The 13,130-nt window shown below is 71.5% G+C and carries 12 protein-coding genes; 8 read left to right on the top strand and 4 right to left on the bottom strand.

Annotation, left to right across the window (positions count from 1 at the left end):
• Positions 1-41: 41 nt before the first annotated feature.
• The 3 genes from J2W21_RS01920 to J2W21_RS01910 form a co-directional block, all read right to left on the bottom strand.
• Entirely contained in the window at positions 42-710 is a 669-nt protein-coding gene (locus tag J2W21_RS01920; RefSeq protein WP_307113004.1) for an ABC transporter ATP-binding protein, read from the bottom strand.
• Between the two features lie 113 nt (positions 711-823).
• A complete protein-coding gene (locus tag J2W21_RS01915) occupies positions 824-2,341 on the bottom strand; it encodes an ABC transporter permease (protein WP_307112814.1) in 1,518 nt (505 codons plus the stop codon).
• Positions 2,342-2,465: 124 nt separating this feature from the next.
• Complete coding sequence (locus tag J2W21_RS01910) at positions 2,466-3,497, bottom strand: LacI family DNA-binding transcriptional regulator (RefSeq protein ID WP_307112813.1); 1,032 nt, start codon at positions 3,495-3,497, stop codon at positions 2,466-2,468.
• A 315-nt stretch (positions 3,498-3,812) separates the two neighbouring features.
• On the opposite strand from J2W21_RS01910, the gene J2W21_RS01905 reads away from it, so the two are divergent.
• The 8 genes from J2W21_RS01905 to J2W21_RS01870 are packed head-to-tail and all read left to right on the top strand — an operon-like array spanning position 3,813 to position 11,887.
• Positions 3,813-5,129: an extracellular solute-binding protein gene (locus J2W21_RS01905; RefSeq protein ID WP_307112812.1), complete on the top strand. Its 1,317-nt coding sequence runs from the start codon at positions 3,813-3,815 to the stop codon at positions 5,127-5,129.
• A gap of 2 nt (positions 5,130-5,131) precedes the next feature.
• Entirely contained in the window at positions 5,132-6,034 is a 903-nt protein-coding gene (locus J2W21_RS01900; RefSeq protein ID WP_307112811.1) for a carbohydrate ABC transporter permease, read from the top strand.
• A 1-nt stretch (position 6,035) separates the two neighbouring features.
• A complete protein-coding gene (locus J2W21_RS01895) occupies positions 6,036-6,935 on the top strand; it encodes a carbohydrate ABC transporter permease (RefSeq protein WP_307112810.1) in 900 nt (299 codons plus the stop codon).
• A 10-nt stretch (positions 6,936-6,945) separates the two neighbouring features.
• Positions 6,946-8,142 (top strand): Gfo/Idh/MocA family protein, encoded by a 1,197-nt coding sequence (locus J2W21_RS01890; protein WP_307112809.1) that lies wholly within the window; start codon positions 6,946-6,948, stop codon positions 8,140-8,142.
• A gap of 1 nt (position 8,143) precedes the next feature.
• Entirely contained in the window at positions 8,144-9,160 is a 1,017-nt protein-coding gene (locus J2W21_RS01885; protein ID WP_307112808.1) for a sugar phosphate isomerase/epimerase family protein, read from the top strand.
• Entirely contained in the window at positions 9,157-9,852 is a 696-nt protein-coding gene (locus J2W21_RS01880; protein WP_307112807.1) for a ThuA domain-containing protein, read from the top strand. The genes J2W21_RS01885 and J2W21_RS01880 overlap by 4 nt, the downstream gene beginning before the upstream one ends.
• Positions 9,837-10,985, top strand: a complete 1,149-nt coding sequence (locus J2W21_RS01875) for a Gfo/Idh/MocA family protein (RefSeq protein ID WP_307112806.1) — start codon at positions 9,837-9,839, stop codon at positions 10,983-10,985. Before J2W21_RS01880 ends, J2W21_RS01875 begins: the two co-directional genes overlap by 16 nt.
• Positions 10,982-11,887 (top strand): aldose 1-epimerase family protein, encoded by a 906-nt coding sequence (locus J2W21_RS01870; protein WP_307112805.1) that lies wholly within the window; start codon positions 10,982-10,984, stop codon positions 11,885-11,887. Before J2W21_RS01875 ends, J2W21_RS01870 begins: the two co-directional genes overlap by 4 nt.
• Positions 11,888-11,923: 36 nt before the next feature.
• Here J2W21_RS01870 and J2W21_RS01865 read toward each other — a convergent pair whose 3' ends face one another.
• The gene (locus tag J2W21_RS01865; protein WP_307112804.1) at positions 11,924-13,126 is read right to left on the bottom strand and encodes an ROK family transcriptional regulator; all 1,203 of its coding nucleotides are present in this window, start codon (positions 13,124-13,126) and stop codon (positions 11,924-11,926) included.
• Positions 13,127-13,130: the final 4 nt, after the last annotated feature.

The following is a 13,130-nucleotide window of genomic DNA, read 5'->3' as shown; positions in this document are numbered from 1 at the left end:
CCCCCCACGGAAGCCGCCGCCCGCCGTCGGCCGCGCCAGGCCTAGTCCTTCTCGGTCAGCTTGCCCCCGGCGATCCGGAGGCGGCGCTCGGCCCTGCGGGCCACCGACGAGTCGTGCGTGACGAGCACGATCGTGAGCCCCTGGCGCCAGAGTGTCTCGAAGAGGTCCATGATCTCGTCCCTGGTGCCCTCGTCGAGGTTGCCAGTGGGCTCGTCCGCGAGGAGGACCTTGGGGCGCTTCGCGAGCGCCCGGGCGATCGCGACGCGCTGCTGCTGGCCCCCGGAGAGCTCGCCGGGCAGGTGGCCCGCGCGCTCGCCGAGCCCCACCGAGGCGAGGGCCTGGGTGGCGCGCTCGGCCCGCTCCCTGGCCGGCAGCCCGAGCGGTGCGAGGCCCATCTCGACGTTCTCCTGCGCGGTGAGGGTCGGGATGAGGTTGAAGGACTGGAACACGAACCCGATCTCGCGGGCGCGGATGTCCGCGAGCTGCCGGTCCCGCAGCCGGGAGATCTCCCGGCCGGCGAGCGTGACCGTTCCGGAGGTCGGCCGGTCCAGCGCGCCGAGCATCTGCAGGAGCGTGGACTTGCCGCCGCCGGTCGGGCCCTGGATCGCCACGAGCTGCCCGGCGGGAATGCTCACGCTCACGCCGTCGAGCGCCCTGACCTCGCGCTTGGACTGCTTGTAGGCCTTGGCCACGTCGGCCAGCTCGAACATCGGCGCGGAGCCGCTCTCGGGGTCCTGGACGGGGCGCTGTTCCTCGTCGGGAGTGGTGGTGCGCTGCATGCTGGGTTCCTCTGTTCCGAGTTGCTTCTCGTCCTGGACGCTCATCAGGCCACGCTCCGCAGGGCCGCGGCCGGCTGCAGACGGGCCGCGCGCCATCCGCCCACCATGCCCGCGATGAGCCCGCCGGCGATCGCGATGGCCACCGCGATGAGGATGACGGAGGGGGTCACCGGCGCACCCAGGACCACCTGGGTTGCGGCCGCCCCGGCGCGGCCGAAGCCGCCTCCCCCGAAGCCCCCGCCCTGCCCCGCACCGCCCTGGGCTGCCTGCCCTGCGGCCTGCCGGGCCGCCTGGCCGGCGCCTCCGAACCCGCGGCCCACGCCGGCCGAGGCGCTCAAGGTCGGGGAGAAGATGTTCAGGGCGAGGACCGCGAGGAGGCCGATCGCGATGCCGCCGACGGCGCCGATGGCCGACTGCACGAACGATTCGCCCGCCACCTGGCGGACGATCCGCGAGTTCCGCCAGCCGATCGCCTTGAGGGTGCCGAACTCCCGCGTGCGGCGGGAGACGCCCGAGAGTGTCAGGAGTGCGGCGAGCAGGAACGCGGCGGCGAGGACGGCGATGGAGAGCCACAGCCCGAGCCCGGAGATGAGGCTCGAGGCGTTCGCGAGGGACCCCGAGACGTTCGAGGCGAGGTCGTCCTGGGTGTTGACGGCCTCGTCAGGAAGCGCCTTCTGGAGCGAGGACTTGACGGTGGACAGCTGGTCCGAGGACGCGGCCTTGACGTAGACCGTGCTGACCACGTTGGGCTGGGTCGAGAGGGCCTGGGCGACGTCGAGCGGGATGTAGACGTTCGCGGCGGTCTCCGACTCGGACCCGGTCGCGGAGACGATGCCCACGATCGTGAAGTCGGTGCCGCCCACGTTCACGGTGCCTCCGAGCTTCAGGCTCGCAGTCGTCGCGTAGGAGGAGTCGACGACGGCGTTGTGCTTGCCGACGTCCTGGGACCCGAGGGCGCGGCCCTGGGAGACCGTCGCGGCAGCGAGGGGGCCGACGGTCGAGGCATCTGAGTCGATCCCGAGGACGCTGAAGGAGTTGACGCCGAACGAGCCGCCCGGGCCGCGGCGGTACTCGCCCTGACGGGAGCCGGTGCCGGACTGCGCCGGAGCAGTCGGGGCGGCGGTGGCGCTGCCGTTCTGGTTGACCTGGCCGCTGAGGGTGAGGTTCATGAGCGAGAGCGCGGACGAGGCCGCCTGGACCCCGCTGGTGCCCCTGACCGTGGCAAGCGAGGTCGAGGCGAAGGTCGAGGCTCCGCGGCCCGAGACGAGCCGCGACTGGTTCACCGAGGTCGACGAGCCCGCGGTTCCGCCGGTGCCCCCGTTGAAGTCGAACCGCTGGCCGGGCTGCGCGCCGGCCGTCGGAGCAGCCGGGGCCTTGGTCACGGTGATGTCGGTGCCCACGCCGTACACGGACGCGAGGGCAGCCTTCTGGGCATCGCGGACGCCCGCCGAGAGCGCATTGACGACGATGACGAGTGCGATGGCCAGGGCCAGGGCGATGGCGATGATGGCGGTCTGCTTCCGCCGCCCTGACAGCTCCCGCCGCAGGTACCGAGCAAACATGGGGTGTCCCTTCGATGCGCGGACCTTCGCCGCGCCTGCCCGAAGGCTATGGGGGGAAACTATGGGATCCGTAGGGCGAACCTGTGGTGCTGCTGTGTCGCGATGCTGCTGCTGGGACGGCGGATCAGGCCAGCGGCGCCGTGGACTCCCGGACCACGAGCTGCGTTGCCAGCTCGACGCGGTGCGAGTCGAGCTGCTCACCGCGGGACTGCCGCAGGAGGGTGCGCAGGGCGATGCGCCCCATGTCGTGGAGCGGTTGGGCGACGGACGTGAGGGCGGGGACGGAGTCCTCGGCCAGAGCGGTCCCATCGAAGCCCACGAGGCTGAGGTCCTCGGGCACGCGGATGCCGCGGCGCCGGGCCTCCCGCAGCACGCCCACCGCGATGGCGTCGCTGCCGGCGAAGATCGCCGTGGGGGCCTGCTCCAGACCGAGCAGTGCCGTGAGGCCGCTGATGCCGCACTCGGTGCGGAAGCCGCCGTGGATCACATAGCCCGGCTCGACCGAGATGCCCCGGGACATGAGGGCGGAGAGGTAGCCGTGCAGGCGGGCCTGGTTGCACTCGGCGGACTCCGGACCGCCGAGGTAGGCGATCCGCTCGTGCCCTAGGTCGAGCAGGTGCTCCGCGGCGGCGCGGCCGCCCGACCAGTTTGTCGCACCGACGCTGACGACGCCGGCGGGCGGTGGATTGAGCGGGTCGACGACCACCACCGGGACGCGCCGGCGACGGAAGGCCGCGAGGTGCGAGGGCGTGAAGGCGGACGTCACGACGATCAGGCCGGCTCTGGCCTCATCGACCATCCGCTGGGCCTTGCGGTCCAGGTCGGCGCCCGGCCCCCGGCTGCTGCCGCTGATGCCCACGACGATCTCGGCCCCCGCCTCTGCGGCCCCGTCCAGGATGCCGTTGAGCAGGGCAGAGGAATAGTTGGACGTGACCGAGTCGAAGGCGACCTCCACGATCTGGGGGGCATCGCTGCTCCGTCGATGGCCCGGAGACTCGTAGCCGGCCTCCTCGAGCGCCGCGAGCACCTTGGCCCGGGTCCCCTCGGCCACGTCGCCGCGCCCGTTGACCACCTTCGACACGGTCGGGGTGGAGACGCCGGTGAGGCGGGCGATGGCAGCCAGTGTGGGCTTTCTGGCGGGGGAGGCGAGGCTCACGGCGGTCCTAGTGTCGAAAAGTTTCGTCGTGATCAGCTTGCTGCCAGAAGCGGGCTGCCGTCAAGGATCCCCCGATGCTGGCCTCATCTGAGGCATTTCGTGAAGGATCTGAACTTTTTCACTGCAGCCCTTGACCGTGATGTGCGTCACCTCCTACGGTTGCCGTGCACGCTGATTCTTTCCGAAATGTTTCGAGTTTCGGCGACTGCCGGAAAACAAACACCCGCCCCGCAGCGAAGGCCATGCTCCCGCCGTCGAGAGCGCAGGCCTCCACCCGGACAGGCAGCCACGACCTTGGAGGATGAACTCAACACCATGAAGATGCACACTCTGCGCAAGGGCTCCGCGGCGCTCGCCGCCGGCGCGCTGGCCGTGACCCTGGCTGCCTGCGGTTCCGGTGGCCCCGGTGCCTCCGTGAGCGCGGATTCCGCGACGATGTGGGGCCTCACGGGAGGCAACCAGCCGGTGCTCCAGAAGTCGATCGACTCCTGGAACTCCGCGCACTCGAGCGAGTCCATCAAGCTCGACTTCTTCGCGAACGATGCCTACAAGACCAAGGTCCGCACCGCCGTCGGCGCCGGGCAGGGGCCCACCTTCATCTACGGCTGGGGCGGGGGCGTGCTCAAGTCCTACGTCGATGCCGGCCAGGTCGAGGACCTCACCTCCTTCCTGGAGAAGAACCCCGAGGTGAAGGACCGCTACCTGCCGTCGGTCCTGAAGAACGGACAGGTGAACGGGAAGCAGTTCGCCGTCCCGAACAACAACGCCCAGCCGGTGGTGCTGTACTACAACAAGGAACTCTTCGACAAGGTCGGCGCCCAGGCGCCCAAGACCTGGGACGACCTGATGGCGCTCGTGCCGAAGTTCAAGGAGGCCGGCATCGCCCCGTTCTCCCTGGGCGGCCAGTCGAAGTGGCCCGACCTCATGTGGCTCGAGTACCTCACCGAGCGCATCGGCGGACCACAGGTCTTCGCCGACATCGCCGCGAACAAGCCGAACGCGTGGTCCAACCCCGCCGTGACCGAGGCGCTGACCAAGATCCAGCAGCTCGTCGACGCGGGGGGCTTCGTCAACGGCTTCTCCTCGATCGCGGCGGACAGCAACGCAGACCAGGCACTCCTGTACACCGGGAAGGCGGCGATGATCCTCCAGGGCGGCTGGATCTACCAGACGATGAAGAAGAACGCCGCGGACTCGATCAAGAACGGCAAGATCGGCTGGACCACCTTCCCGACCGTCGACGGCGGCAAGGGCGACCCCGCGGACGTCGTCGGCAACCCCTCCAACTTCTGGTCGGTCTCGTCGAAGGCGACCGATGCGCAGAAGAAGACGGCCGAGGACTACATCAAGAACGGCATGTTCACCGACGCGGACACGCAGGCACTCATCGACTCGGGTGCGGTGCCCGTGGTCAAGGGCATCGAGGGCAAGCTCCAGGCCTCGCCCGACAAGGACTTCCTGACCTTCGTCTACGGCATGGTCAAGGACGCGCCGAGCTTCACCCTCTCGTGGGACCAGGCGCTCAGCCCGGCTCAGGGCGACGCGATGCTGTCCAACCTCGACCAGATCTTCCTCAAGAAGATCACCCCGGAGCAGTTCGTCAGCACGATGAACGCGACGGTCGGCAAGTAGCCATGGCGTTCACCGACGCTCGGTCCCGACGGGCCCGCGAGGCGGGCCCGTCGGGGTGGCTCGCCGTCCCGGCCCTGGTGTTCTTCCTCGTCTTCGCGATCATCCCGCTCGGAGGCGTCGTCGCCCTGAGCTTCACCTCGTGGGACGGGCTCGGCGACATCCGCTTCGACGGCCTCTCCAGCTGGGTCCGCGCCCTCACGGACCCGGTGACGGCCAACGCGATCTGGGTGACCGTGAAGGTCATGATCTTCAGCTACGTGGTCCAGACACCGATCAGCCTCCTGCTCGGCGTCTTCACGGCCGGCCGCCAGCGCTACCGGGCCGTCCTGGCCGTCCTGTACTTCCTGCCGCTCCTGCTCTCCTCGGCGGCCATCGCGATCGCCTTCAAAGCCCTCCTCGACCCCAACTTCGGAATGGGGCCCGGCCTGGGCCTGCCGTTCCTCGCGCAGGACTGGCTCGGCAACTCGGACCTCGTCCTGTTCGTCGTCGTCTTCGTCATTGCGTGGCAGTTCGTCCCGTTCCACACCCTCATCTACCAGGGCGGCGTGCGGCAGATCCCGACGTCGTTCTACGAGGCCGCGCAGATCGACGGCGCGGGCCGCGTCCAGCAGTTCTTCAGCATCACGCTCCCGCAGCTGAAGTACACGGTCATCACGTCCTCGACCCTCATGGCGGTCGGCTCCCTCGCGTACTTCGACCTCGTCTTCGTCCTCACGGGCGGCGGACCCGGCTACTCGACCCGCCTCCTGCCCCTGCACATGTACCTCACCGGGTTCAAGGCCAACGACATGGGCGCGGCCAGCGCGCTCGGCGTCGTCCTCGTCGTCGTCGGCCTCGCCCTCGCGCTGCTCCTGCAGCGCCTCGGCGGCAAGAACCGCGGCGCGAGCCAACTGGAAGGCGCCTGAGATGGCCTCCACGACCCAAGCACCTGCAACCCAGACGGCAGCCGCCCGCCGCCGGACGGAAGAGCACCGGCGCCCCCGGCTCGGGCGCGCCCGCCCCAACCTCCTCGGCGGCCTCGGAGGCTGGGCCTGGCTCGCCGTCATCATCCTGCCGATCTACTACGTGGTGATCACGAGCCTCAAGGGCCAGGAAGGATTCTTCTCCTCGAACCCGCTGCTGCCGCCCGCGAGCCCGACCTTCGAGAACTACAGCCTCGTCCTCGAGAGCGACTTCGCCCAGTACTTCGCCAACAGCCTGATCGTGACGGTGGGCAGCGTCATCCCGACCCTCCTCGTCTCGTTCATGGCCGCGTACGCGATCGTGCGGGGGAGGGGGCGGTTCCTCAGCTGGACGAACCGGCTGTTCCTGCTGGGCCTCGCGATCCCGCTGCACGCGACGATCATTCCGATCTACTGGATGATCACCCGCGCCCACATGTACGACACCCTGCTGGCGCTCATCCTGCCCTCGATCGCCTTCGCCATCCCCATCTCCGTCCTCATCCTCGGCAACTTCCTCAGGGACGTCCCGAACGAGCTGTTCGAGTCGATGCGCCTGGACGGTGCCTCCGACTGGGCCATGATGTGGCAGCTGGCACTGCCGCTCGTGCGGCCCGCGGTGGTCACGGTCGGCATCTACGACGCGCTCACCGTGTGGAACGGGTTCCTCTTCCCGCTCATCCTCACGCAGAGCCCCGCGACGCGCGTCCTGCCCCTCTCGCTGTGGACCTTCCAGGGCGAGTTCAGCGTCAACATCCCCGCGGTGCTGGCCTCCGTCGTCCTGGCCACGCTGCCCCTTCTGGTCGTGTACGTCGTGGCCCGCCGCCAGCTCGTGAGCGGCCTGACCGCCGGCTTCAGCAAGTAGAGAGGTGCACATGGCAGAGACCAAGCCCCTGAGGGTCGGCATGGTGGGATACGCCTTCATGGGCGCCGCCCACTCGCAGGCCTGGCGCACGGCGCCCCGGTTCTTCGACCTCCCGCTGTCCCCGCAGCTCGCCGCCGTTGCCGGCCGCGACGCCCGGCGCGTCGCGGCGGCGGCCGCCAAGCTCGGGTGGGAATCAGCAGAGACCGACTGGCGCCGGCTCATCGAGCGGGACGACATCGACCTCATCGACATCTGCACGCCCGGCAGCACGCACGCGGAGATCGCGATCGCCGCCCTCGAGGCGGGCAAGCACGTGCTGTGCGAGAAGCCGCTCGCGAACTCGGTGGCCGAGGCCGAACGGATGACGGCGGCGGCGGACTCCGCGGCGGCCCGCGGGGTGTTCTCGATGTGCGGGTTCTCCTACCGCCGCACGCCGGCGCTGTCCCTCGCGAAGCGGCTCGTCGATTCCGGCGCGCTCGGGCAGCTGCGGCACGTGCGCGCCCAGTACCTCCAGGACTGGCTCGCGGATGAGAACGCGCCGCTGACCTGGCGGCTCGACAAGACGATGTCGGGCTCCGGATCGCTCGGCGACATCGGCGCGCACATCATCGACGCCGCCCAGTGGACCACCGGCCAGCACATCTCGGGCGTCTCGGCGCTGCTGGAGACGTTCGTGACGGAACGCCCCGTGGGCGGGGACTTCGTGGGCCTGGGCGGGCGCGGCGGCCCGGAAGCGCCGAAGGGGCCGGTGACGGTCGACGACGCCGCGATCTTCAGCGCCCGGTTCGAGGGCAGCGCCGGGTCCGCCGGCCCCCTCGGCGTCTTCGAGGCGACGCGGTTCGCCCTCGGACGGAAGAACGCCATGCGGCTCGAGCTCAACGGATCGAAGGCCTCGCTCGCGTTCGACTTCGAGGACATGAACTCGCTGTGGCTCTACGACGCGGCGGACGAGCCGAACGCCGGCTTCCGGAAGATCCAGGTGACCGAACCGGAACACCCCTACACGGCGCACTGGTGGCCTGTGGGGCACGGGCTCGGGTACGAGCACGCGTTCACCCACCAGGTGGTGGACCTGGTCGAGGCCATCGCGGCAGGGAAGCAGCCCACGCCGTCGTTCGCCGACGCACTCCAGGTGCAGCGCGTCCTCGACGCCGTCGAGGCGAGCGCCGCGGACGAATCACGCTGGACGAAAGTGGAGGGAGCCTGACATGCCCCGACGACCTATTACCCTCTTCACCGGCCAGTGGGCCGACCTGCCCTTCGAGGAGGTCGCGCGGCTGGCGGGGGAGTGGGGCTTCGACGGCCTCGAGATCGCCTGCTGGGGCGACCACCTCGACCCGGTGCGGGCCGCGGAGGACGACGCGTACCTCCAGACCCGCCTGGACATCCTCGCCAAGCACGGCCTGAAGGTCTACGCCATCGCGAACCACCTCACCGGCCAGGCCGTGTGCGACGACCCGATCGATGCCCGGCACCGGGGCATCCTCTCGGACGAGGTGTGGGGCGACGGCGACGTCGAGGGCGTGCGCACCCGGGCCGCCGAGGTCATGAAGGCCACCGCCCGGACCGCGGCCAGGCTCGGCGTCACGACCGTCACGGGCTTCACCGGGTCCTCGATCTGGAAGGCGGTGGCGATGTTCCCGCCCGTGCCCGAGGGGATGATCGAGGCCGGGTACCAGGACTTCGCCGACCGGTGGAACCCGATCCTGGACGTCTTCGACGAGGTCGGGGTCCGGTTCGCCCTCGAGGTCCACCCGTCCGAGATCGCCTACGACTACTGGACGGCGAAGCGCACGCTCGAGGCGATCGGCCACCGGGAGTCCTTCGGGCTCAACTTCGATCCCTCGCACTTCATCTGGCAGGACCTCGACCCCGTCATGTTCCTCCAGGACTTCGCGGAGAAGGTCTTCCACGTCCACGTCAAGGAGTCCGTCCGCCAGCTCAACGGCCGCAACGGCCGGCTCGGCTCCCACCTCGCGTGGGCGGACCCGCGCCGCGGCTGGGACTTCGTCACCGCCGGGCACGGCCACGTGCAGTGGGAACCCATCTTCCGGACCCTGAACGCGATCGGGTACGAGGGTCCCACGAGCATCGAATGGGAGGACGCCGGCATGGACCGGCTCATCGGGGCGCCGCAGGCCCTCGCCCTCGTACGCGGCCTCGCCGAGATCGCGCCCCCCGCCGCGGCGTTCGACGCCGCCTTCAGCAGCAGAGGAGTCTCATGACCACCAAGAACGCGCTCGTGGTGCGCGGGGGCTGGGACGGGCACCAGCCCATCCAGGCCACGGACCTGTTCATCCCCCACCTCGAGGCCCACGGCTACGAGGTGCGGATCGAGGAATCGCCCAAGGTCTACGCCGACCCGGAGTACATGGCCACCGTGGACCTCGTGATGCAGTGCATGACGATGTCCACGATCGAGAAGGACGAGTTCGAGGGGCTCCGCACCGCCGTCGAGAACGGCACCGGCCTCGCGGGCTGGCACGGCGGCATCGCCGACTCGTACCGGAACACCTCCGACTACCTCCACCTCATCGGCGGCCAGTTCGCGTGCCACCCCGGCAAGCACCCCGACGAGCGGACCGGAGAGCAGTCGGACAACTACGTCCCGTACACCGTGACCATGCTCCCGGCCGCCGCGAACCACCCCATCACGGAGGGCCTGAAGGACTTCGACCTCGTGACCGAGCAGTACTGGGTCCTGGCGGACGACTACATCGACGTCCTCGCCACGACCACCCAGAAGGTGCGCCCCTGGGACCCCTGGCACCGCGAGGTCACCTCCCCCGTCCTCTGGACCCGGGAGTGGGGCGCCGGGCGCATCTTCGTCTGCACCCCCGGCCACCGCGTGGAGGTCCTCGAGGACCAGAACGTCCGCACCATCATCGAAAGGGGCCTGCTGTGGGCAAGCCGGTAGGAACTCAAGGGCCGCTGAAGATCGGGATCATCGGCTGCGGCAAGATCGTGGGCCAGTACCTCGACAGCTTCCGGCGGCTCGGGGGCGTGCGGCTCGTGGCCGTTGCGGACCTCGACGCGACGCGGGCGCAGGACGTGGCCGACGAGTACGGCGAGGGCGTGCGCGCCATCGGCGTGGACGAGCTCCTCGCGGCCGGCGACGTGGACCTCGTCCTGAACCTGACCATCCCGGCCGCCCACGCCGAGGTCGCCCTCGCGGCGATCGCCGCCGGCAAGCACGTCTACGGCGAGAAGCCCCTCGCCGCGACCACCGATGAGGCACGCAGAGTGCTCGACGCCGCGCGGGCCGCCGGGGTCGTGGTGGGCTGCGCGCCGGACACCGTGCTCGGCACGGGCATCCAGACCGCGCGCAAGGCGATCGACGACGGCCTCATCGGCGCGCCCGTCGCCGCCACCGCGACCATGGTGACCCCCGGGCACGAGCGCTGGCACCCGAACCCGGACTTCTACTACGTCCCCGGCGGCGGCCCGCTGCTGGACATGGGGCCCTACTACGTCACCGCGCTCGTGACGCTCCTGGGGCCCGTGGCCTCGGTGGTCGGGGCCGCGAGCCACACGCGGTCCGAGCGGACCATCGGCTCCGGGCCCCGCACCGGCGAGACCATCCCGGTGACCACGGACACGCACGTCACCGGCGTGCTCACCCATGCCTCCGGCGCGCTGTCCACGCTCGTGATGAGCTTCGACGCCGTCGCGACCCACGCGGCGAACATCGAGGTGCACGGTCCGCTCGGCACCCTCGCCGTCCCGGACCCCAACCATTTCGACGGCGACACGCGCCTGCACCGCCTCGGCGGGGACGACTGGGAGGCGCTTCCCGTCTCGGCGGGCTACGTGGACTCGGGGCGCGGCTACGGCATCGCGGACCTCGCCCGCACCCTGGCGGCCGGGTCCTCCGAGGAGCCCAGGGCCGGGGGAACGCTGGGGTACCACGTGCTAGACGTCATGGAATCGCTGCTCGAGTCCGCCCACACCGGGCACGCCGTAGAGGTGACGAGCCGCGCCGAGCGGCCCCCCGCCGTCGTGCTCGAAGACCTCGCGGACCGGGAGCGCGAGGGCTCGCTCTCCGCATGAGCAGCGTGAGCGCCGCCATCCGTGCCGGCGACTACGCCGCGACCGTCACCTGCACGGCCGGCGCCCTCGCCTCACTGACCAACCGGGGCCGGGACCTCGTGGTGCCGTTCGACCCCGGGGCGCCGATCCCCGCCTTCCGCGGGATCGTCGCCGCCCCGTGGCCCAACCGCCTCGCGGATGGGCGCTACACCGCCGGCGGCCGCGAGCTCGCCGTCCCGGTCACCGAACCGGAGCGCGGCTGCGCGCTGCACGGCCTCGCCCTCGCGCGGGAGTGGCGGCTCGTGGCGCACGACGGCGCCTCGGTGGCCTTCGCGCTCGACCTCGGCCCGAGCGAGGGCTATCCGTTCCGGCTGCGGCTCGAGGCCCGGTACGCGCTCAGCGCGGATGGCCTCGACTGGTCGGTGCGCGCCGTGAACACCGGCGAGGACCTCGCCCCGTACGGGGTGTGCCCGCACCCCTACCTCGTCGCCGGACCGTCGCCGCTGGACACGTGGGAGCTCGAGGTCCCGGCAGCGGAGTTCCTCGAGGTCACCGAGGACAGGCTCCTGCCCCTCGGGACGCGCACGGTGGCGGGGCACGAGTTCGACTTCCGCGAGCCCCGCCGCATCGGGCGGACGGAGATCGACCACGCCTTCACGCACCTGGCCCTCGATCAGGGCGTGGCCCGGGTCGCCGTCCGGGACCCCTCGGGGACCGGCGTGGCCATGGAGTGGGACGCCGGGTGCCCGTGGGTGCAGCTCTGCACCGCGGACGCGGCGCCGTCCGGGCCGAGCCGCCTCGGCCTGGCCGTCGAGCCGATGACGTGCCCGCCCAACGCGTTCGCGACCGGGACGGACCTCGTGTGGCTCGCGCCGGGCGGGGAGCACACGGCCCGGTGGCGCATCCGCGCCCTCGGGGCCTGACTGGCCGGTCGCGGCGTCAGCCGAGGAGCGTGCGGATCAGCCGAGGAGCGCGTGCGGCGCCGCGAGGGCGCGCCGCAGCGCCGCGCCGGCCGCGCCCGTGAGCGCCGCGGAGGCCCCGAGGTCGGAGAAGGCCACCGTGGTGATGCGGCCGGGCGCGAGGTCCTCCAGGGCCGCCTCGAGCGCGGGCCCGAGGACGCCGCGGAGGATTCCGAAGTGGCCGCCGAGGACCACGGCCGAGAGGTCCACGAGCCGCGCGGCGGCGACCACGGCAACGGCGAGCGCCTCGCCCGCGCGCTCGACCGCGCCGACCGCCCGGGCGTCCCCGGCGGCCAGGGAGGCTGTCAGCGCGTCGAGGCGGCCCGTCGTCGTGCTTCCGGCGCCGGTGATGCCCGCGGCGGCGAGGACCGCCTCCTGCCCGGCAACGGTCTCGACACATCCGCGGCCGCCGCAGGAGCAGCGGCGGCCGCCGGGATCGACGACGACGTGGCCCACCTCGCCGGCATGGCCGCCGGCGCCCGTGAACAGCTGGGAGCCGATGACGAGGCCGCCGCCCACCCCCACCTCGCCCGAGAGGTACAGGTACGAGCCGAGCGCGCGCCCGCGGCCGTACCAGAGCTCGGCGAGGGCCGCGCTGTCCGCCTCGTTGGAGAGCTCCGCCGAGAAGGGCGCTCCGGGCGCGAGGTCCTGGAGCGCGCCGGCGAGGGGCACCCCGGCCCACGCGAGGTTGGGGGCGGTGACCAGGGTCCCCGAGGCCGTGTCGACGATCCCCGGCACGGCGAGCCCTCCTCCGAGGAGTTCGACGCCGTCCGCTGCCGCGGCCTCGCCGACCCGGGCGGCCAGCGACCGGAGGTCGGCGAGGACGTCCTCGGGGGCCCGGCCGTGGTTGGAGGCCTCGACGGTCTCATGGACCCGCAGCGCGCCCCGCAGGTCGAGGACGCCCACGGCGAGGTAGTCCACGTTGACCTCGGCGCCGAGCGCGCCGCGCCGGGGGCTCAGTGCGAGGCCCACCCCGGGCCGGCCGCGCTCGCCGCCGCGCGTGACGCCGAGTTCCTCGACGAGCCCGGTCTCCAGCAGGTCCGCCACGAGGCTCGAGACCGAGGCCTTGGTCAGGCCGGTGGCGGCCGCGATCTCCGCGCGGCTCGCGACCCCCTCCGGGCCCAGACGGTTCAGGACGAGCGCCAGATTGCGCCGCCGGACATCGCCCACGCGGCCGGGCGCGGGCGTGGCCTGAGACGTCATGGGT

This window comes from Sinomonas atrocyanea, assembly GCF_030811715.1.
In the GTDB taxonomy this organism is placed as follows: domain Bacteria; phylum Actinomycetota; class Actinomycetes; order Actinomycetales; family Micrococcaceae; genus Sinomonas; species Sinomonas atrocyanea_A.
Note: the sequence above shows the minus strand (reverse complement) of the source record. Positions and strands in the feature narration are given on the sequence as shown.

Excerpts from the sequence above, each read along its gene's own strand:
- J2W21_RS01885 (WP_307112808.1), top strand. The coding sequence starts at position 8,144 with ATGCCCCGACGACCTATTACCCTCTTCACCGGCCAGTGGGCCGACCTG.
- J2W21_RS01915 (WP_307112814.1), bottom strand. The coding sequence starts at position 2,341 with ATGTTTGCTCGGTACCTGCGGCGGGAGCTGTCAGGGCGGCGGAAGCAG.
- J2W21_RS01900 (WP_307112811.1), top strand. The coding sequence starts at position 5,132 with ATGGCGTTCACCGACGCTCGGTCCCGACGGGCCCGCGAGGCGGGCCCG.
- J2W21_RS01905 (WP_307112812.1), top strand. The coding sequence starts at position 3,813 with ATGAAGATGCACACTCTGCGCAAGGGCTCCGCGGCGCTCGCCGCCGGC.
- J2W21_RS01870 (WP_307112805.1), top strand. The coding sequence starts at position 10,982 with ATGAGCAGCGTGAGCGCCGCCATCCGTGCCGGCGACTACGCCGCGACC.
- J2W21_RS01890 (WP_307112809.1), top strand. The coding sequence starts at position 6,946 with ATGGCAGAGACCAAGCCCCTGAGGGTCGGCATGGTGGGATACGCCTTC.
- J2W21_RS01880 (WP_307112807.1), top strand. The coding sequence starts at position 9,157 with ATGACCACCAAGAACGCGCTCGTGGTGCGCGGGGGCTGGGACGGGCAC.
- J2W21_RS01920 (WP_307113004.1), bottom strand. The coding sequence starts at position 710 with ATGTTCGAGCTGGCCGACGTGGCCAAGGCCTACAAGCAGTCCAAGCGC.
- J2W21_RS01865 (WP_307112804.1), bottom strand. The coding sequence starts at position 13,126 with ATGACGTCTCAGGCCACGCCCGCGCCCGGCCGCGTGGGCGATGTCCGG.
- J2W21_RS01895 (WP_307112810.1), top strand. The coding sequence starts at position 6,036 with ATGGCCTCCACGACCCAAGCACCTGCAACCCAGACGGCAGCCGCCCGC.